The organism is Bradyrhizobium lupini (genome assembly GCF_040939785.1).
Classification (GTDB): domain Bacteria; phylum Pseudomonadota; class Alphaproteobacteria; order Rhizobiales; family Xanthobacteraceae; genus Bradyrhizobium; species Bradyrhizobium canariense_D.
Genome location: NZ_CP162553.1, coordinates 248817 through 268329 on the forward strand (window position 1 = coordinate 248817; position 19513 = coordinate 268329).

Sequence of the window (19513 nt, forward strand, 5' to 3'; positions counted from 1 at the left end):
CTTTGGTTGACCCGCCGAAAGCGACGAAAGGAAGGCGTATGTCCAAGAAATCCCGAAAGAAATCGTCCAAAACGCCCTCCGTCACTCCGACGGCTAAAAAGACGCCCGTGAAAGCGCGGGCTGCGACTCAAACCAAGCTCGCGAAAACACAGCGGACACCGGCGAGCAAATCAACTGGGACCATAGCAAGGACAGCATCGCATAAGGCCGCATCGAAACGGTTAAATTCTTCCAAATCGGCATCCGCGCCTGAAACGGCGGCGAAGGCCGGCTTGGCTGAGGGGCAGAAGGCTCCCGCCTTCCGCCTGCCCCGCGACGGCGGCGGCGTCGTCGCGCTGTCGGATTATACCGGCCAGAAGCTGGTCCTGTTCTTCTACCCCCGCGCCGACACGCCGGGCTGCACCAGGGAGGCCATCGATTTCACCCGGCTCACCGGCGCCTTCGCCAAGGCTGGCACCGCCGTGCTCGGTATCTCCGCCGATCCGGTCAAGGCTCAGGACAAGTTCCGGGACAAGCACGGTCTCGGCGTGCCCCTCATCTCGGACGAGACGCACGAGATGCTGGAGGGCCTACGGCGCCTGGGGCGAAAAGTCCATGTATGGCAAGAACTTCCTGGGAATTCTTCGCACCACGATGCTGCTTGGCGCCGACGGCAAGATCGCGCGGATCTGGCGCAATGTCCGGGTCGAAGGCCACGCCGACGAGGTGCTGGAAGCCGCAAGGAGCCTTTAACCAATCATTTAAATTCAAGGGGTTCCGTTTCCGGAAAATTAACCATGACCGGCCCAGATTGCCGCGGCAATTAGGCCGCACGGACTCATCCGATCGGCGCGGGAGTGCCGATGTCGAAAAAGTTCTGCCCAACTCTCGCAGTACCCCCAACATCACCCGCACGACCATGGACGGGCCTTTCATCGCCGTGCCGCCGCAGTGGCAACCGCGCTTCCCCTTCCGGACACCGACGACGCCTACACCATCGTGCATCACGGCAAGCAGGTTCGCCTGGGACCTGTGGTGTTCTGGATCGTGGTCGGCACTGTCGTGTTGCTCGGGCTCTGGTCGGCCGCAACCGCGACCTATTTCGCCTTCCGCGACGACGTCCTCACCCGGCTGATCGCCCGGCAGGCCGAGATGCAATACGCCTATGAGGACCGCATCGCCGAGCTGCGCGCCAAGGTCGACCGCACCACCAGCCGGCAGCTGCTCGACCAGGAGCAGTTCGACCAGAAGCTCGACCAGATCATGAAGCGCCAGACGGCGCTGGAGTCCCGTGCCACGGCGCTCGGGTCCATGCCGGACGTGACCGGATCGATTCCACGTTCCACCCCGCAGCGTGGCGATGCCAGCCAGACGACGCAGGGCACGCCAAAGCCCTCGCCGATCAGCGACACCGTGATCTTCGTGGCGCCGCCGGATCGCGAAGCGCGGCTCGAATCGCGCGCGCCGACCCTCGCAGCTCCGCCCGTCAATCAATTCGCCAAGAACCAGGGGTTCGACAACGTCGTCGTTCGGCTCACGACCTCGCTGGACCAGGTCGAGCGTCGCCAGATGGCGGCGCTCAACGCCGTCGAGGAAGGCATGGATTCGCGCATGCGCCGGATGCGCGGCGTCGTCAGCGATCTCGGCCTGAACCTCGCAAATCTCGAAGCCGCCGTGCCGCGCACCGCGATGGGCGGGCCGTTCGTGCCTGTTAAAATCACCGCCAGTTCGGGGCCGTTCGAGAAGCAGCTCTATCGCATCAACAACACCCGAGCCGAGATGGACCGGCTCAATCGCACGCTCGCGCTCGTGCCCTATCGCAAGCCCGTCATCGGCGAGGTCGAGTTCACCTCCGGCTTCGGCGTGCGCAGCGATCCGTTCCTCGGCCGGCCCGCGATGCATACCGGGCTCGACTTCCGCGCCGCGAGCGGCGATCCCGTTCGCGTCACCGCCAACGGCAAGGTCGTCTCGGCCGGCTGGTCCGGCGGCTACGGCCGCATGATCGAGGTCGATCACGGCAATGGCCTTGCGACGCGCTATGGCCATCTCTCCGAGATCAATGTCCGGGTCGGCGAGATCGTGAGAATCGGCCAGGTCGTTGGTCTCGTCGGGTCGACCGGCCGTTCCACCGGGCCGCATCTGCACTATGAAACCCGGATCGACGGCGAAGCGGTCGATCCGCAGAAGTTCTTGCGCGCCGGCGTGCGACTCAGCGCGGGCTAGGCTCGTTGAGAGCGCGCTCGTCTCGTCCCAGGTTTACATGGCGGAACTTCGGAGTTCCCTTCGCGTTAGGTCGCAGGTCCTCAATGGCGCGATCTTCTGATGCAACAGACCCATACGAAAGCTCGTCCGGCCAAGGGCAAAGCGGACCAGCCACGTAACAACGCGGCTCAACTCTTCAGCGATATTGCTAACCGAACATCTCAAGCGGCCGGGCGAGCGCTGACATTCATGATTGCAGCCGGCATCATCCTGGTTTGGGCGGTCACCGGTCCCATCTTCCATTACTCCGACACATGGCAGTTGGTGATCAACACCGGCACCACCATCGTGACATTCCTGATGGTCTTCCTGATTCAGAATTCCCAGAATCGCGATAGCGCGGCCATTCAGGTGAAGCTCGACGAACTGATCCGGGTGAGCGCGGTGCAAAATTCCTTCGTGGGAATTGAGCATTTGACCGACGACGAGCTCGACGAGATCCGCACCAAATGTGAGCTTCGCGCCAAGGCCGAAAAGGTCGGAGACGAGACAGTCAAGAATACCGGCAAGAAGGCGAAACGCGCCGCCGATCTCGTCACCGAATAAGCGGACGGATGCCGGGAACGACGAGGTGCGCAGCTTCGTTCGCAATCGCAACGCTTCGGCAGGCTCGCCCCGTCTTCATCACACCAGGCAACTGGCCCGCCGCGGAGCCAGCCCTGACTATTGGCCGCGCTCGTGGCCGACCTCACCGGTGATGACGTCGCCGAACAACTCCCAAGCCTGGCCGTTGAAGCGCATCAGCTGCATCTGCTCGATCGGAAAATAATCGTCGGCCGAAGTGTTGACCATGATCCCGGGCAGCATCAGGTCGGTGTGAAAATCCTTCAGGCTGGTGGCCTGCTTCATCACGTTGTCACGGGTGAGATTGTCGCCGCACTGCCTCAGCACCTGCGCCATCGCCTCCGCCTGGACGTAGCCATAAAGGTTGTTGGCGTTGGTCTTGTCCCCTTCGGGATAGTACTTATCCATGAAGGTGCGCCACGCGACGACCGCCGGATCCTTGTCCCAGGTCGGGTCGGTCGGATCCTTCAAATATGCTGTCGAGATGATATCCTTGGCATAGTCGAGCCCGGCGGGCTTGAGCACCGAGGCGATCGAGGTAGCCGTATTGGCGAGGAAGAATTTTGGCTTCCAGCCGAGCTCGCCGACCTTCCGGATCGCCTGTGCCGAGCCTTTCGGCGCGGCCCATGAGAAGAAGATGTCGGCGCCGGAATCGTGAAGCGCAACGATCTGCGAGTCGATCGAGGGATCGCTGACCTCATAGGATTTGTCGGCGATGATCATATCGGCCTTGTCACCGAGTCCGTCCTTCAGGCCCTTGAACTGGTCCTTGCCAGCATCGTCGTTTTGCCAAAGAACTGCGATCTTGCTGTTGGGGAAGTTGTCGCGGATATACTTCGCGTAGATCCGCCCCTCGCTCTGGTAGTTCGGCTGGAAGCCCATGGTCCAAGGGAAATTCTTGGGGTCGCCGAATTTGGTGCCGCCGGAGGCGACGAAGAGCTGCGGCACCTTCTTGGCGTTCATGTATTTCATGATGGCGGAGTTCGAAGGCGTGCCGAGCGGCTGGAAGATCAGCAACACCTCGTCGCTCTCGACCAGCTTGCGCGCCTGCTCGATCGCCTTTGGCGGCGAATATGCGTCGTCATAGCTGATGAAATTGATCTTGCGACCGTTGATGCCGCCCTGGTCGTTGATCATCTTGAAGAACGCGGCCTCGGTCTTGCCGATCACGCCATAGGACGACGCCGGCCCGCTATAGGGCATGATGTTGCCGAGCTTGATTTCGGTGTCGGTGGCGCCGGGATCGTATTTCTTCTGCGCCAGGGCCGGCGTCGTGACGAGCACGCCGGCAGCAAGAATGGCGAGGGCAGCAAGGTTATTGCGACGACCCAGCATCGTTCTCTCCCCTGTTTTGTAGTCTTGTTTTGCCGAGAGTGTCGCAAGCTCGCTTACGGCTGGCAAGCGCCGCGATTTTCCGTGAGATGAAACGAGCGCTCCAGAACTATGTGCCGCGCCGCAGCAGGTCCAGAACGCGCCCGTCGATCACCAGCAATGCGCTGCCGATCACGATCGCGCCCGCGATCTCTCGCATCCAGATCGGCTCGCCCAGCACAAGCCATCCCAGAAGAATGGCGGTGACGGGAATGAGCAGTGTCACCAGCATCACATTGGTCGCGCCCGACCGCCGCAGGATCTGGAAGAAGACGATATAGGCGAGCGCCGTCGACAACCCGGCAAGGCCAAGCACCGCCAGCCAAATCGTCACGCCCGGCATTGGGAAACGCCACGGCTGCTCCATTGCGCCAGCGACGATCGCCATCATCACCGTGGAAGCCATCAGTTGAAACGCGGCCGTCCCCAGCGGGGCTGCGTCCTTCAACAACCGCCGCGCCGCCAGCGCGGCAAAGCCATAGCTCAAGGCGCCACCGAGACAGAGCAGGATGCCGAGCCCCTGCCCCGCCCGTGTCTCGACGCCCCATCCGCGCAGGATGATCACGCCGGCGAGACCCAGTGCCACGCCGACGACGCGCCGCAGCCGCAAAGCCTCTTCGCCTGCCGCCGCCATCACGATGACCGTGAAGAGTGGCGTGGTGGCATTCAGGATCGACGCCAGCCCGCTCGGAATGAAGGTCTGGCCGACCACTATCAGCGAGAACGGAATGACGTTGTTGAGGAGCCCAATCGCGACGAACGGCTTCCAGCCGGCGATGCCCTTGGGAAAGCCAATACCCTGGATACGGAGCAGCGGTAGCAGAATGGCGGCGCCAAGTGCAACGCGCAAAAGCACCAGCGTGAGCGGCGGCAATTCCCGCAGCGCCGCGCCGTTGAAAAAGAACGAGCCGCCCCAGAGCACCGAGAGCACCGTGAGCAGCGACCAGTCGCGCGCGTCGATACGGTTGTCGTTCGGGGATGGGCGTCTCACAGCGATGGTCCGATCTGCTAGGACTGCGCGACCAGAATTGCCACCCGATTTCCGGGTAAAGGGCGAGATTCAGGATCGATCGCGACTTCGCGCGTCAACCGCGATATCCGCAACCACCGCCCCAATGACCAGGGCACCGCCAACAAGGGCGTGGACAGCAGGTATCTCGCGAAAGGCAATCCAGATCCAGAACGGCATCAGCGGCGTTTCCAGCGTCGCAATCAGGGAAGCCTGGCTCGACGGCAGGAGGCGCGAGCCGAGCATGTAGAATGTCAGCCCCAGCGCCACCTGAAAGCAGCCGAACATCGCGAGGATCGCGAGGTTGGCGCTGTCGATATGGACGAGGTCGTGCGCAAACGGAAGGCTGACGAGGCTTCCCAGGAAATTCGACAACGCCGCCGCTGCCACCATCGATGTCTCCTGGTAGCGTCGGATCACAACCGTCATCGCCGAGATGGCGAGTACCATGAGGCAACTCAGCGCCACGCCTCCAACATCAGCCCCGGCTTCGATGCCTCCGACCGTGATGGCGACGCCGCCAAAGGCAACGAGGCTCGCGATCAGGGTACGCCATGTTACGGCTTCGCCAAGCCACAGCCACGCCAGCGCCGCGGCCACGAACGGCTGCGTGGAGATCAGCACAGCCACATTCATCACCTTGGTCATCTGGAGCGCGGGGATGAAGGAAACCATGCCGAGCGTGGACAATGAGGCGACGAGCAAGCCGCCGCGTCCCGGCGCCACCAATTGCCGCAGCGCGCCGCGTCCCTGCATCACGACGAGAAACACCGAGATCAGACTGCCGCCGAACACGCCGCGCCAGAACAGAATGGTCCAGGGATCGAACGGCAACAGACGTGTGAAGAACGGCGCCGTGCTCCAGGCAATCGCAGCTGATATGACGAGGGCAATGCCGAGACCGCGTTCCGAACGAGGCTGCCCCATGTCGATGCGGCCGCTAGGACGGTTTCTTCGGCCGCGACACCAGTTCGATCATCTTGCCTTCGTCGTCGTCAGGCATCGCGGCCTTCGCTTGCGCGTAGGCTTCCACCGCGGCGCGCGCGACCAGCGGCTTGTCGGCCAGCAGGCTCTCGGCGAGCTTCACCGCGTAGGCGGCATCCTTGTGCCGCAGCGCTGCCGTGAATGTCGCGCCGGAGAAATCGCGGGAGACCATGCGCTTGGAATGACGCTGCACCTGCGGGCTCGCGGCCACGCCAGCCTGAATCGACTCCAGCACGAGGTTCATGTCGAGCCCGGCCTGCTCGGCAATGGCAAGCCCCTCGGCGAGGCCGGCGATCTGGATCGCGCCCATCAGATTGTTGATCAGCTTGTAGACCGTGCCGGAACCGACCGCGCCGAAATGGCGGATGGTCGAGCCGATCGGCGTCAGATAAGGCCGCGCGCGTTCGAGATCGGCGGCATCGGCACCAACGAGCAACGTCAGCTTTCCGCTCGCGGCCGCATCCGGCAATCCCGTCACGGGGCAATCGATATAGATCAGCCCGCGAGCGTTCATCTCGCGGCCCATCTCGCGCGCATGGTCATAGGAGACGGTGGAGCATTCGATCGCAATGGTGCCGGCCTTCGCGGTCTTGGCTGCGCCCTCGGGCCCGAGCCAGACCGCACGCGAGGCCTCATCATCGGCGACCATGGTCACGACGGCGTCGGCGTCGATCGCCGCGTCCTCAGGCGAGGTCGCCCAGAGCGCGCCGCGCGCGATCAGGTCTTCCGCTTTTGTTTTACTGCGATTCCACAGCGTCACCGTGAAGCCAGCATCGAGATAGCGGCCGGCCATGCCATGGCCCATCCGCCCAAGCCCGATGAAGGCGATCCGGGGCATCAGTCGACGTCCTCGATGTCGGCGCCGGGAGTGCCGAAGGCGCGCTGCGCCAGGGTCGCGGCCATGAAGTCGTCGAGATCGCCACCGAGCACGCCTGATGTGTCGGAGGTCTGCACACCCGTGCGCAGGTCCTTCACCATCTGGTAGGGCTGGAGCACGTAGGAGCGGATCTGGTGGCCCCAGCCGATGTCGGTTTTGGCGGCCTGGTCGGCGGCGGCCTTCTCTTCGCGCCGCTTCAGCTCGATCTGGTAAAGCCGCGCGCGGAGCATGTCCCAGGCCTGCGCCTTGTTCTTGTGCTGCGAGCGGCCGGCCTGGCAGACCACGGCGACACCGGTCGGGATATGCGTCAGCCGCACCGCGGACTCGGTCTTGTTGACGTGCTGGCCGCCGGCACCACCGGAGCGCATGGTGTCGACGCGGACGTCGGATTCCTTGATGTCGATCTTGATGGTGTCGTCGATCACCGGAAACACAGCGACGGACGAGAACGAGGTGTGCCGCCGCGCGTTGGAATCGAACGGCGAGATCCGCACCAGGCGATGCACGCCCGCCTCGGTCTTCAGCCAGCCATAGGCATTGTGGCCGGAGACCTGGATGGTCGCGGACTTGATGCCGGCCTCTTCGCCCTCGGACTCTTCCAGCACCTCGACCTTGAAGCCGTGGGTTTCGGCCCAGCGCGAGTACATGCGAAGCAGCATCTGGGCCCAGTCCTGGCTTTCGGTGCCACCGGCGCCGGCATGCACTTCGAGATAGGAATCGAAACTATCCGCCTCGCCCGACAGCAACGCCTCGAGCTCGCGCCGGGCGACTTCCTTCTTGAGGGTCTTGAGCGCGGCTTCGGCTTCCTTGACAACGCCCTCATCGCCCTCGGCTTCGCCGAGCTCGATCATGCCGATGTCGTCTTCGAGCTCCTGCTCGACCTTGCCGATGCCGGAGAGCGCATCCTCAAGCGAGGTGCGCTCCTGCATCAATTTCTGGGCTTTCTGGGGATCGTTCCAGAGATTGGGATCTTCTGCGAGCTTGTTCAGCTCAGCGAGGCGCGCCGTCGATTTCTCGACGTCAAAGATGCCTCCTCAGCAGCCCGACAGACTGCTTGATCTCTTCTACCAACCGTTCGATTTCGGCGCGCATGTGGTTCTCTGGTCTCGCGGAATTTTTCCGCGTCTAATGACAACGGGATGTAGCGGCGGCGGCTGCAAAGCGCAACCGCCGCGGCGACGAACGTCTGTCTTGTCCTAAGCCTTAGTACAGCCCGCCGGTGCCCGGCCGCATGAAGAAACCGGAATCCGGCTGCTGCTGCTGCGACGCCGGCACGCCGCCTCGCCCATCGGCATCGGCAACGCCGATGACGGAGTAGTTATCCGGCGGCGCCGTGCCCGGCTTGAAGGCTTCGAGAATGGTTCCGCCGGTCTCGCCCGGACCGGCGCGCATGCCGGACTTGGCGACGACCCGCACCAGCTTGATGCCGGCCGGCACCTTGAACGGGACCGCGGGCTTGTCGGCGAGCGCGAGCTGGAGGAAGTCGCGTGCGATGGGAGCTGCGAGATGGCCGCCGGTCGCGGCGTTGCCCTTGCCGAGCGGACGCGGTTTGTCATAGCCCATATAGATGGCAACGGCGACGTCGGGCGAGAAGCCGACGAACCAGGCGTCCTTGGCCTCGTTGGTGGTGCCGGTCTTGCCGGCGATCGGCTTGCCGACCTGCTTGACCACGGTCGCGGTACCGGCCTGGACCACGCCTTCCATCAGCTCGGTGATCTGATAGGCGGTCATGGAATCCAGCACCTGCTCGCGGCGGTCGATCAGCTGCGGCTCGTTCTGGTTCTTCCAGCCGCCGGGCGCGTCACAGCCACGGCATTCGCGCTGGTCGTGCTTGAAGATGGTGTGGCCGTAGCGATCCTGGATGCGGTCGATCAGGGTCGGCTTCACCCGGCGGCCGCCATTGGCGAGCATCGAATAGGCCGTGACCATGCGCATCGCCGTGGTCTCGCCGGCGCCGAGCGCGTAGGACAGATAGTTCGGCAGTTCGTCATAGACACCGAAGCGGCGGGCATATTCGCCGATCAAGGGCATGCCGATGTCCTGGGCGAGGCGCACCGTCACCGTGTTGAGCGACTGCCGCAATGCGTTGCGCAGCGTCACCGGCCCCTGGAATTTGCCCGAGGAGAAGTTTTCAGGCCGCCACACGCCCGCGCCCTGGCCTTGATCGATTTCGATCGGGGCGTCGAGCACGACAGTCGAAGGCGTATAGCCGTTGTCGAGCGCAGCCGAATAGACGATCGGCTTGAACGACGAACCGGGCTGCCGATAGGCCTGCGTGGCGCGGTTGAACTGGCTCTGGTCGAAGGAGAAGCCGCCGACCATCGCCAGCACGCGGCCGGTCCAGGGGTCCATCACCACCATCGCGCCGGAGACTTCGGGGATCTGGCGCAGGCGGTATTGGCCTTCGACAGGTTGGGCGTCCTTGTAGAGCGGATCGGCGTAGATCACGTCACCGGGCTGGAGCACCTGCGACACCGCGCTCGCCGCCCTGCCCTTCGCAGCCCCAGAGGCCGCTCTTGCCCATTTGATGCCGTCGAGCGTGATGAGGCCGGTCTCGCGCTGCTTGCTGATGGCGCCGCCGAGTTCGCGGCTCGGCTGGAAGCCGATGCGCGCCGACTGGTCGCTGGTCTCCAGCACCACGGCCATGCGCCATGGCGAGATATCGGACAGAGACTTGATCTCGGCGAGCTTCACGCCCCAGTCGCCAGAAATGTCGAGCTTGCTGATGGCGCCGCGATAGCCCTGCTGCTCGTCATAGTTGACGAGACCGGCGACCATGGTCTTGCGCGCCATGACCTGAATCTTGGGATCGAGTGTGGTGCGGACCGAGAGACCGCCCTCGTATAACTTCTTCTCGCCATAACGCTCGAAGATGTCACGGCGCACTTCCTCGGCGAAATATTCGCCGGCGAAGGTGTGGGCGCCGTTGGAACGGCTGGTAACGGCCAGCGGCTCCTTGCGCGCCTTGTCGGCATCGGCCTGCTTGACCCAGCCGTTCTCAACCAGACGATCGATAACGTAATTGCGGCGCTCGATGGCGCGGTCGCGGTTGCGGACAGGATGCAGCGTCGCGGGCATCTTCGGCAGCGCCGCGAGATAGGACGCTTCCGCCACGGTCAGCTCGTTCACCGACTTGTCGAAATAAACCAGCGACGCAGCCGCGATTCCGTAGGCACCTAAGCCCAGATAGATTTCATTCAAATACAGCTCGAGGATCTTGTCCTTCGAGTAGGTCTTCTCGATCCGCATCGCCAGCAAGGCTTCCTTGATCTTGCGCGCGAAGGAGACCTCGTTGGTCAGAAGGAAGTTCTTGGCGACCTGCTGGGTGATCGTGGAAGCGCCCTGCGGACGGCGGTTGGAGCCGTAGTTCTGGATGTAGACCACGCCGGCCCGCGCCATGCCGGTGTAGTCGATGCCGCCATGCTCGTAGAAATTCTTGTCCTCGGCCGCAAGGAAGGCGTTGATCACGAGTTTCGGCACCGCCTGGATCGGCAGGTACAGCCGCCGCTCCTTGGCGTATTCGCCGAGCAGCGAGCCGTCGGTCGCGTGCACGCGGGTCATCACCGGCGGCTCGTAATCCTGAAGCTGAGAGTAGTCCGGCAAGTCCTTGGAGAAATGCCAGATCAGGCCTGCGACGGCACCGACCCCGACAAGGAACAACACCGTTCCCGCGGCGAACAGGAAGCCCATGAACCGCACCAGCAAGCGCATTATCTGTTTATCCGTTCAAACTCTGGATCAGCCCAAAGATCAGCCCTGGCACCAGAAACAGGCACCAAACCATCGCGAATTCACCGGCTTTACTCAATACTATTAGTGCCGGACTCAAGGCGCTTGCCGAGCGGGATTCTCGCCGATTCCGGAACCCCCTGCGGCGTTTTTATAAAGCGCCCGCTGTGGCCAAACTAGGGCTTTTGCGGCGGGACGGAAAATCACTCTCAATTCGACGATCCCCGGGTCGTCAATATGACGATCCCCCGGTCGTCAATTCGACGATCCGGCCGTGGCCATCCGTTTGGCCAAAAATCCATCGATCGCCTGCGCCATCGAGCCCACGGCACGCGACCGCCATCCCTCGGAGACCAGATGCTCGAGGTCGCCCTTGTTGGAGACATAGCCGATCTCCACCAGGACCGACGGCACGTCGGGGGCCTTCAGCACCCGGAAGCCGGCTGACTTCAGGGGATGCTTGTGCATCCGCACCGTCGACTTCATTTCGCCCATCAACAGGCGGGCAAAACGGCTTGAAAAGGTACGGGTTTCCCGCTGGGTGAGATCGATCAGGATGTCGGCGACATCGGTCGGCTCCTCCGCGAGGTTGAAGCCGGCAATGGCGTCCGCCCGGTTTTCCGCATCCGCCAGCCGCTGCGCCTCGGCGTCGGAGGCCTTGTCGGACAACGTGTAGATGGTCGCGCCCTGCGCATCGCCCTCGGCGCGCGGCAGCGCGTCGGCATGGATCGAGACGAACAACGCCGCCTTGAGGTTGCGGGCGACTTTGACCCGGTCGTTGAGCGGGATGAAGGTGTCGTCGTCACGTGTCATCACCACGCGATATTTGCCGGTCTTTTCCAGCCGTTCGCGCAGCGCCAGGCCAAAGGCCAGCACCAGATTCTTCTCGCTCTCGCCGCTCGACTGCGTGCCGTTGTCGATGCCGCCATGGCCGGGATCGATGACGACCACCGCGCGGCCATCGGCCTTCTGGCCGGCTTCAGGGTGGGCAGATGCGGGAACCGTCGCGGGCGGCGGATCGGCAATAGCCGGCCGCAGCTCAGGACGGTTTTCCGGAGCCAGCGACGGCACGAAGGCGGTGCGCTCGACCTCCTCCATTTCGAGCACCAGCCGCGCCGGCTGGCCGTTGGCAGCCTCCACCACGTAGGAATTGGCGATCTTGGCCGGGCCCGTCAGGTCGAACACGATTCGGGAGCCGCCGGGCATCACCAGCCCATAGCGGAAGGCCTTGACCAGTCCGCGTCCGCCGGACCCGGTGCCGGCGGGAAGTTGAAAATTGACCTGGGGAACGTCGACCACCACCCGATACGGGTCGGCCAGAGTGACTGCGCGGAAGCTAACGGTCTGATCGATGTCGAGGACAAAGCGAGTCTGCCTGCCGTCCCCGGCCAGTCGGGCGGCCGAGGCCGTTGGGAAATTCGCTGATGCAACAGGGAGTTGAGGCTGACTTTCCGCGGCCTTCAGGCGCGAGGAATCAGCACACGGCAATGCCGCCGCGCAGAGCAGCACGCATCCCAGCAGGATCCTTTGATTTGCGCGGCTCGCCACCGATTCCGTGCCTCCGAGCAGCCTCTTTAACGCAATAGAACCACAGGGTTAAACGATCCTTAATGACAGACACGCGAAACTCGCTGACTGTGACCGCCGTGCGACGCTCCTTGCACGGATGGCCCAATCCACGTATGTACGGAATGCTGACGGCCGATATTTCCGGTTGTGTCGCATTCAGCCTCCCGGTGCAGCGCCGGAACTCTCAAGGTTTGGGAATTCCAGCGTTTTTCCGTTCCCCTCTAAGTCCAGCGCGGTGCGCGGCAGCAAGGTGGAGCGGGGCAAGCCCCGGCGGCGGAACGGTCCTCGGTTACCAACACGTTTCCGGGACGGTTCTGACAGCGGCGCAACCCGTTACCCGGTCCCTTAATCCCAAGGGAGCGGTTCGTAATACCCCAAGGCGAGCGCGCTCGCGCCATGCCTGGCCAACAGCAACTGATTGAGGGGCGGCCCCGCCGCCCAATGTTTCATACGGGCCGACGCTTGATGCGCCAGACTGTGCCGACCAATTCTGAAGGACCATTCGCGACGCTGCGGAGTGACAATTCCGCGCGCCGCTTCGGTCCTCCGGCTTTCGGTTCGGCAAGGCGCGAGAGACGGTGTTTCGGCCTTCCCCTCACCCCCGAATCAGGTGGACCGTCGCGTCACCCGGCAGCGCTGATGGCGCCCACGGTGAATCGCGCCCGCCGCCGCCAAGAGTTAAGACATGCCCAACAAGATGTTGATCGATGCCACCCACCCGGAAGAGACCCGGGTCGTCGTGGTCCGCGGCAATCGCGTCGAAGAGTTTGATTTCGAGACCGCGCAACGCAAGCAACTGCGCGGGAATATCTACCTCGCCAAGGTCACAAGGGTCGAACCCTCGCTCCAGGCCGCTTTCGTCGAATATGGCGGCAACCGCCACGGCTTCCTCGCCTTCAGCGAAATCCATCCCGACTACTACCAGATTCCGGTTGCCGACCGGCAGGCGCTGATCGAAGCCGAGGAGCAGGCCCATCGCGAGGCCGAGGAAGAGAGCGAGAACCGCTCCCAGGGCCGCCGCCGCTCCCGCCACCGCAATTCCCGCCGCCGTAGCCATGGCGAGCGCGTCCGCAGCGAGGTCGTCGAAGGCGATCCCGCGGCCCGGCAGGTCCAGGGCGAGGCCCTGCCTGAGGGCGCTTCGCACGAGGGCGAGCACCTGCACGCCGACGCAGAGCATCACGGCGAGCACGAAGGCCACGATCATCACGGCCACGAAGCACATGACCACGAAGGGCATGACCACGACGACCATCATCATGCCCATGGTGACGATCATCACGCGCACGATCATCACGACCACGATCATCATGGCGAGCACGATCATCACGACCATGATCATGCCGACGAGACACCGGCGCCTGTCGCGGCGATCGGCGCCGAGCCCGCGGTCGCCACCGAGGCCGTTGCCGAGCCGGAGGAGTTTGCCTCCGACGCGCACGCTCACGATCTTGCCGAGGCCGTGACATCGGCTACTGAGCCTGCCGACGCCGTGTACGCCGCAGGTGAGAGTGCGCAGGCTCCGCATCACGACTCCGAAGCGACGGCCGAGGATGACGACGAAGACGAGGACGACGAGGAAGCCGAAGAGGACGTCGTTGAATCCGTCGGCGGCGACGATGTGCTGGAGGAAGTGCCGGAGCGCACCTTCCGTCCCCGCCGCCAGTACAAGATCCAGGAAGTCATCAAGCGTCGCCAGGTGATGCTGGTGCAGGTCGTCAAGGAAGAGCGCGGCAACAAGGGCGCGGCGCTGACGACCTACCTCTCACTCGCCGGCCGTTATGCCGTTTTGATGCCGAACACCGCGCGCGGCGGCGGCATCAGCCGCAAGATCACGAGCGCGCAGGACCGTTCGCGCCTGAAGGAAGTGGTGCAGGATCTCGACGTGCCCGAGGGCATGGGGATCATTCTGCGCACGGCGGGTGCCGCCCGCACCAAGCCCGAGATCAAGCGCGATTTCGAGTACCTGATCCGCATGTGGGAGACGGTGCGCGACATGACGCTGAAGTCGCAGGCCCCGACCCTCGTCTACGAGGAAGGCTCGCTGATCAAGCGCTCGCTGCGCGACCTCTACAACAAGGAGATCGACGAGATCCAGGTGGCGGGCGATGCCGGCTACCGCGAAGCGCGCGACTTCATGAAGATGCTGATGCCCGCCAATGTGAGCGCGGTGAGACAGTATCGCGACGGCCAGCCGCTGTTCTCGCGGATGGGCGTCGAAAGCCAGCTGGATGCGATGTTCTCGCCGACCGTACAGTTGCGCTCCGGCGGCTACATCGTGATCAACCAGACCGAAGCGCTGGTCTCGATCGACGTCAACTCCGGCCGTTCGACGCGCGAGCATCATATCGAAGATACCGCGCTCAAGACCAATCTCGAGGCCTCCGAGGAGGTTGCGCGTCAGCTTCGGTTGCGCGACCTCGCCGGCCTGATCGTCATCGACTTCATCGACATGGACGAGAAGCGCAACAACCGCGCGGTCGAACGCAAGCTGTCCGATTGCCTCCGGCAGGACCGCGCGCGGATCCAGGTCGGACGCATCTCGCATTTCGGCCTGCTCGAGATGTCACGCCAGCGCATCCGCGCTAGCGTGCTGGAATCCTCGACCGATCCCTGCACGCATTGCGGTGGCACCGGCCATGTCCGCTCGGTGTCCTCGGTTGCGCTCCAATTGCTGCGCGGCCTCGAAGAGATCCTGATGAAGGGCGCAACCCACAACCTCGTGGTCCGCACCCGCACCGACGTCGCGCTCTATGTGCTGAACCACAAGCGCGGCCATCTGCGCGACCTTGAGAACGGCTTCAAGGTCACGCTGTCGGTCATCGCCGACCCGAGCGTCAGCGGACCGCAGGCCTATGTCATCGACCGCGGCGAGCAGGTGCATACGCTGGAAGCCGCCAAGGCTCTGCTGGCGGCGCAGGCGGCCGCAAGCCCGCCGCCCCTGGTCGAAGAGGCCTATGACGACGAGGAGTTCGATCCGGAGACCGAATCCGAGGTCGAGACCGAGGAGACTGAAGGTCTCGCCGAGGAGCAGACCGCAGGCGACGCCGTTACCGAGCAGGACGGCCAGCGCCGCAAGCGTCGCCGTCGCCGCCGCGGTCGCGGTGGCCCGCGCGACGAGGAGACGCGCGAGGATGGCGCTCCCGTTATTGCCGAGACGGCCATGGCAGCCGGCGAAGGCGAAGAGGATGCCGAGGCCGAGCCGGACGGCGAGGAAGGCGAGGAACAGGCAGCCCGTGGCGAGCAGCAGGGCAGCGCCGACCGCCGTCGCCGGCGTGGTCGCCGTGGCGGACGCCGCCGTCGCGGTCCTGGAGAGGAAGGTCTCGCCGGCTCCATCAGCGACGAGCTCGCTGCCAATGCACCGTCGGAAGCGACCGACGCAGTCGCCGATTTCGACGGTTTTGGCAGCGAGGCTGCGCCCTCGATCGCGCAGGCCGAGCACACCTCTGAACCCCAGGTCAACCAGCCTGAGCCGCGCGCCGAGGCAAAGATCGAGGCAGCGGCCCAGCCTGAGCCGCCTCCTGCTGCCGCGGACGAAGAGCACGCCGACGACAAGGCCGCACGACGCCGCTCGACGGTTCGGGAAAAGGTGAGCTTCCTGTCGAGCAGCCAGAGTGAACCGACACCGATTGCACAGGCGGCCGAGCCGGTTGCCCCGCCCGCCCCCGCTCCGGAGCCCGCGCCCGCAGCGGCAAGCGAAACCTCGCCCGCACCGCGTCGTGCCGGCTGGTGGTCCCGCCGCTTCGGCGGCGGCGAATAGAGCAACAAGATAGTTGAAACCGCCCGGCCAAACCGGGCGGTTTTGATTTGGCGAGGTCAGTTCAATGCAAAGCGCGATCGTCCTCGGCGGCGGCATGATCGGCGTCAGCGCGGCGCTGCACCTGCAGCAGCGTGGCTGGTCCGTCACGCTGATCGACCGCAGAGAGCCGGGCCGAGAGACCAGCTACGGCAATGCCGGCATGATCCAGGCGGAAGCGGTGCGCCCCTACCCGATGCCGCGCGACCTCGCCACGCTCCTGAAGATCGCGACCGGCCGCACCAACGACGTGCGTTACAGCCTGTCTTCGCTTCATCTCCATATCGAGCCCCTGCTTCGCTATTGGTGGCATTCGGCGCCGAAGCGGCATCGTGAGGCGATCGACGCCTGGGCGCGGCTGATCGCCTACGCGACGGCGGAGCACGACATCCTCATTCGCGAAGCCCACGCCGACAATCTGATCCGCCGCGCGGGATACCGGCACCTGCATCGCGACGCAGCTTCGTTCGATCTCGCCGTCAAGGCGGCGGAAGAAGACCAGCGCGAATTCGGCGTGAGGTTTCGTGCGCTCTCGGGCGCCGAGCTCGCCAAGGCCGAACCTGTCCTGCGCGACGACCTGCCCGGCGCGATCCATTGGCTCGACACCTGGACCGTGTCCGATCCCGGCGCGCTGGTCACGGCCTATGCCGATCTGTTCGAGCGCCTCGGCGGCACCATCGTGCTCGGTGATGCCCAAAGCCTTCATCAGACCGCCACCGGCTGGTCGGTCAAGACAGACCATGGGCGCGTCGACGCCGCCCACGCCGTCGTGACGCTCGGGCCGTGGTCGCCCGATCTCCTGCTCAAATTCGGCTATCGCATCCCGCTGGTGCGCAAGCGCGGCTACCACATGCATTACAGCGGCGGCGCCTCGCTCGATCTGCCGCTGGTCGACAAGGCCGGTGGCTACGCCATGGGTCCGATGGCGAAGGGTATCCGCATCACCACCGGCGCGGAGCTGACCGGCCTGGACGCGCTCGCAACGCCCCTGCAGCTCGCCAGCGCGGAAGCTTCCGCGCGCGAGCTGATCGACCTCGGCAAGCGGGTCGAGCCCGACCCATGGTTCGGCACCCGCCCCTGCACGCCCGACATGCTGCCGGTGCTCGGCCCTGCCCCACGCCATGCCGGCCTCTGGATGAACTTCGGCCACGGCCACCAGGGCTTTACGCTTGGACCCGCGACCGGCCGCCTGCTCGCGGAGATGATGAGCGGCAAAACGCCCGCGATCGATCCCACGCCGTACCGGCCGGAGCGGTTCTAAGCCCTCGCAGCGAAAGAAAAAGGGCTGATCGAGGATCTCGACCAGCCCTATTATTTCAACATCTGACGGCGCTCGGCACCGTCACATGCAGATCAATCCGTCGTGACCGCCGTTTCCATGTCGGTCGGATCGATCTGCCGGGCGAGGTTGGCGTTGAGCTTGTCGCGATCGAGCTCGCCCTCCCACCAGGCGACGATCACGCAGGCAACGCCATTGCCGCACAGATTGGTCAGCGCGCGGCACTCGCTCATGAACTTGTCGATGCCGAGCACGATCGCCATGCCCGGCACGAGGCGCGGATCGACCACGGCGAGCGTCGCCGCCAGCGTGATGAAGCCCGCGCCCGTGATGCCGGAGGCGCCCTTCGAGGTCAGCATCGCCACCACCAGGATGGTGAGCTGCTGGCCGAAGGTGAGATCGAAGCCCAGCGCCTGCGCGATGAACAGCGTCGCCAGCGTCATGTAGATGTTGGTGCCGTCAAGATTGAACGAATAGCCCGTGGGCACCACGAGGCCGACCACCGACTTGGAGCAGCCGAGGCGCTCGAGCTTTTCCATCAAGGACGGCAACGCGCTTTCCGAGGACGAGGTGCCGAGCACAATCAGCAGCTCGTCCTTGATGTAGGCGAGGAACTTGAAGATGGAGAAGCCGGCGAAGCGCGCGATGATTCCGAGCACGACGAATACGAACAGCGCCGCGGTCAGGTAGAACGTCGCGATCAGGCCGACCAGGTTGAGGATCGCCCCGGTGCCGAACTTGCCGATGGTGTAGGCCATCGCGCCGAAGGCACCGATCGGGGCTGCGCGCATCACGATGGAGATGACGCCGAACACCGCATGCGCGGCGTCGTCGATGAACGAGCGGATGGTGTGGCCGCGTTCACCGAGCCCCATGATGGCGAAGCCGAACAGCACCGAAAACAGCAGCACCTGCAGGATCTCGCCTTGCGCGAAGGCGCCGACGACGGTGTCCGGAATTATGTGCAGCACGAAGTCGACCGACTTCTGGCCTTCGGCCTGCTTGGCGTAGTTGGCGACGGCCTGCGCATTGGCGGCGGCACCGCCGAAGCCCGCACCCGGCTTCACCAGATTGCCGATGACTAGGCCGATCACCAGTGCGAAGGTCGAGACGATCTCGAAATAGACCAGCGCCTTGACGCCGATGCGGCCGACCTTCTTGGCGTCCTGGATATGGGCGATGCCCGAGACAACGGTGCAGAAGATGATCGGCGCGATCACCATCTTGATCAGCTTGATGAAGCCGTCGCCGAGTGCCTTGATCCACTCATTGGTGGCGACCGACGGCCAGAGCCAGCCGACGATGGCGCCGAGCACGATCGCGATCAGCACCTGGATATAAAGTACCTTGTACCACGGCTTGGCGGCGGGCGGCGCGACCGGCGCCCCCACCATCGTTGTCGTCGTCATTGTTTCACTCCCCCTCAAAACGCCAGGCCAGCCAAGATCAACTTGGCCGGCCCTGTCAATCGGAACTGCTCGATATTGCGCGCTTTACCCGCGATCGACCACCCGGCGTATCGCCGGCATCAACGTCGCGCCCAGCGCGTTCTTGACCAGCGACGCCGCAACGAACGGCATCAGGCCGACCTGCCACGCCTTTGCGGCGCCCAGGCCGAGACCGAAGGCCAGCCAGCCAAAGCCCGCGGCCAGAATGAGGATGTGGCCGGCCGCCATGGCCGCAAACAGCAGCGTTACGCTGCGATCCCAGCCGCGCTCGGCGAGCCAGCCGGTGACGAAGGCGGCGCCAATGAAGCCGAACAGATAGCCCGCGGTCGGGCCCACCAGCGGTGCAATTCCACCGACAGGGCCGGCGAACACCGGCAGGCCCATTGCACCCTCGGCGAGGTAGGCGATCATGGTTGCGCTGCCAAGCCGCCAGCCATAGGCGGCGCCGATCATCAACACGACCAGCGTCTGCAATGTCATGGGCACGTAAGGCAGCGGCAGGTTCACCTTGGCTGACAGCGCCATTAAGGCGGTGCCGAGCGCAATCAGCACGACAGCGCGCAAGGCGCCGACGGTTTCACCCGGCCGGATCGGCCACATCAATGCGGCGAGAGGAGAATGCGTGGCGGTAGAGGGGACGGAACGGTCA

At 64.4% G+C, this 19513-nt stretch carries 14 protein-coding genes and 1 pseudogene; 5 read left to right on the forward strand and 10 right to left on the reverse strand.

The genetic code is table 11. The annotated features are described in order from the left end of the window. The first annotated feature begins 38 nt into the window (after positions 1 to 38). From AB3L03_RS01380 to AB3L03_RS01390, 3 genes and pseudogenes are all read left to right on the forward strand, one after another. Positions 39 to 732, forward strand: a pseudogene (locus AB3L03_RS01380) (peroxiredoxin). 87 nt (positions 733 to 819) lie between these two features. After that, complete coding sequence (locus tag AB3L03_RS01385; protein ID WP_368509117.1) at positions 820 to 2202, forward strand: peptidoglycan DD-metalloendopeptidase family protein; 1383 nt, start codon at positions 820 to 822, stop codon at positions 2200 to 2202. Between the two features lie 99 nt (positions 2203 to 2301). After that, a complete protein-coding gene (locus tag AB3L03_RS01390) occupies positions 2302 to 2787 on the forward strand; it encodes a low affinity iron permease family protein (RefSeq protein WP_204511087.1) in 486 nt (161 codons plus the stop codon). Between the two features lie 117 nt (positions 2788 to 2904). Here AB3L03_RS01390 and AB3L03_RS01395 read toward each other — a convergent pair whose 3' ends face one another. The 8 genes from AB3L03_RS01395 to AB3L03_RS01430 form a co-directional block, all read right to left on the reverse strand. Beyond that, positions 2905 to 4140 carry an ABC transporter substrate-binding protein gene (locus AB3L03_RS01395; RefSeq protein ID WP_018454467.1) on the reverse strand — a complete coding sequence of 412 codons (1236 nt, stop codon included), beginning with the start codon at positions 4138 to 4140 and terminating at the stop codon, positions 2905 to 2907. A 106-nt stretch (positions 4141 to 4246) separates the two neighbouring features. After that, positions 4247 to 5167, reverse strand: coding sequence for a DMT family transporter (locus AB3L03_RS01400; protein ID WP_368508144.1), 921 nt, complete (start codon positions 5165 to 5167; stop codon positions 4247 to 4249). 69 nt (positions 5168 to 5236) lie between these two features. Continuing rightward, positions 5237 to 6112, reverse strand: a complete 876-nt coding sequence (locus tag AB3L03_RS01405; RefSeq protein WP_204511085.1) for a DMT family transporter — start codon at positions 6110 to 6112, stop codon at positions 5237 to 5239. 13 nt (positions 6113 to 6125) lie between these two features. After that, positions 6126 to 7007, reverse strand: a complete 882-nt coding sequence (locus AB3L03_RS01410; RefSeq protein WP_085353511.1) for an NAD(P)-dependent oxidoreductase — start codon at positions 7005 to 7007, stop codon at positions 6126 to 6128. Next, a protein-coding gene (gene prfB / locus AB3L03_RS01415; protein ID WP_143273426.1) for a peptide chain release factor 2 occupies positions 7007 to 8138 on the reverse strand; the annotation gives its coding sequence in 2 pieces (ribosomal slippage) (positions 7007 to 8068 and positions 8070 to 8138; 1131 coding nt in all). Before prfB ends, AB3L03_RS01410 begins: the two co-directional genes overlap by 1 nt. Before the next feature lie 111 nt (positions 8139 to 8249). Next, on the reverse strand, positions 8250 to 10757 hold the full coding sequence (locus AB3L03_RS01420; protein WP_018454472.1) for a penicillin-binding protein 1A: 2508 nt from the start codon (positions 10755 to 10757) through the stop codon (positions 8250 to 8252). A gap of 273 nt (positions 10758 to 11030) precedes the next feature. Further along, positions 11031 to 12323, reverse strand: a complete 1293-nt coding sequence (locus AB3L03_RS01425; protein WP_204511084.1) for an N-acetylmuramoyl-L-alanine amidase — start codon at positions 12321 to 12323, stop codon at positions 11031 to 11033. Between the two features lie 616 nt (positions 12324 to 12939). Continuing rightward, positions 12940 to 13788, reverse strand: coding sequence for a hypothetical protein (locus AB3L03_RS01430; protein WP_345946677.1), 849 nt, complete (start codon positions 13786 to 13788; stop codon positions 12940 to 12942). Positions 13789 to 13803: 15 nt separating this feature from the next. Here AB3L03_RS01430 and AB3L03_RS01435 point away from each other — a divergent pair, with 15 nt between their 5' ends. Then, complete coding sequence (locus AB3L03_RS01435; protein ID WP_345947064.1) at positions 13804 to 16101, forward strand: ribonuclease E/G; 2298 nt, start codon at positions 13804 to 13806, stop codon at positions 16099 to 16101. 64 nt (positions 16102 to 16165) lie between these two features. Next, on the forward strand, positions 16166 to 17398 hold the full coding sequence (locus AB3L03_RS01440) for an FAD-binding oxidoreductase (protein ID WP_018454475.1): 1233 nt from the start codon (positions 16166 to 16168) through the stop codon (positions 17396 to 17398). A 92-nt stretch (positions 17399 to 17490) separates the two neighbouring features. On the opposite strand, the gene AB3L03_RS01445 is transcribed toward AB3L03_RS01440, so the two are convergent. Together AB3L03_RS01445 and AB3L03_RS01450 are read right to left on the reverse strand one after the other, a co-directional pair. Continuing rightward, positions 17491 to 18825 (reverse strand): dicarboxylate/amino acid:cation symporter, encoded by a 1335-nt coding sequence (locus AB3L03_RS01445; RefSeq protein WP_018454476.1) that lies wholly within the window; start codon positions 18823 to 18825, stop codon positions 17491 to 17493. Positions 18826 to 18909: 84 nt separating this feature from the next. Then, positions 18910 to 19464, reverse strand: coding sequence for a biotin transporter BioY (locus tag AB3L03_RS01450; protein WP_018454477.1), 555 nt, complete (start codon positions 19462 to 19464; stop codon positions 18910 to 18912). Between the last annotated feature and the right edge of the window lie 49 nt (positions 19465 to 19513).

What these genes read in the sequence shown, in the direction of transcription:
- AB3L03_RS01445 (WP_018454476.1), bottom strand. Translation starts at nt 18,825, where the DNA reads ATGACGACGACAACGATGGTGGGGGCGCCGGTCGCGCCGCCCGCCGCC.
- AB3L03_RS01395 (WP_018454467.1), bottom strand. Translation starts at nt 4,140, where the DNA reads ATGCTGGGTCGTCGCAATAACCTTGCTGCCCTCGCCATTCTTGCTGCC.
- AB3L03_RS01390 (WP_204511087.1), top strand. Translation starts at nt 2,302, where the DNA reads ATGCAACAGACCCATACGAAAGCTCGTCCGGCCAAGGGCAAAGCGGAC.
- AB3L03_RS01410 (WP_085353511.1), bottom strand. Translation starts at nt 7,007, where the DNA reads ATGCCCCGGATCGCCTTCATCGGGCTTGGGCGGATGGGCCATGGCATG.
- AB3L03_RS01405 (WP_204511085.1), bottom strand. Translation starts at nt 6,112, where the DNA reads ATGGGGCAGCCTCGTTCGGAACGCGGTCTCGGCATTGCCCTCGTCATA.
- AB3L03_RS01420 (WP_018454472.1), bottom strand. Translation starts at nt 10,757, where the DNA reads ATGCGCTTGCTGGTGCGGTTCATGGGCTTCCTGTTCGCCGCGGGAACG.
- AB3L03_RS01450 (WP_018454477.1), bottom strand. Translation starts at nt 19,464, where the DNA reads ATGTGGCCGATCCGGCCGGGTGAAACCGTCGGCGCCTTGCGCGCTGTC.
- AB3L03_RS01440 (WP_018454475.1), top strand. Translation starts at nt 16,166, where the DNA reads ATGCAAAGCGCGATCGTCCTCGGCGGCGGCATGATCGGCGTCAGCGCG.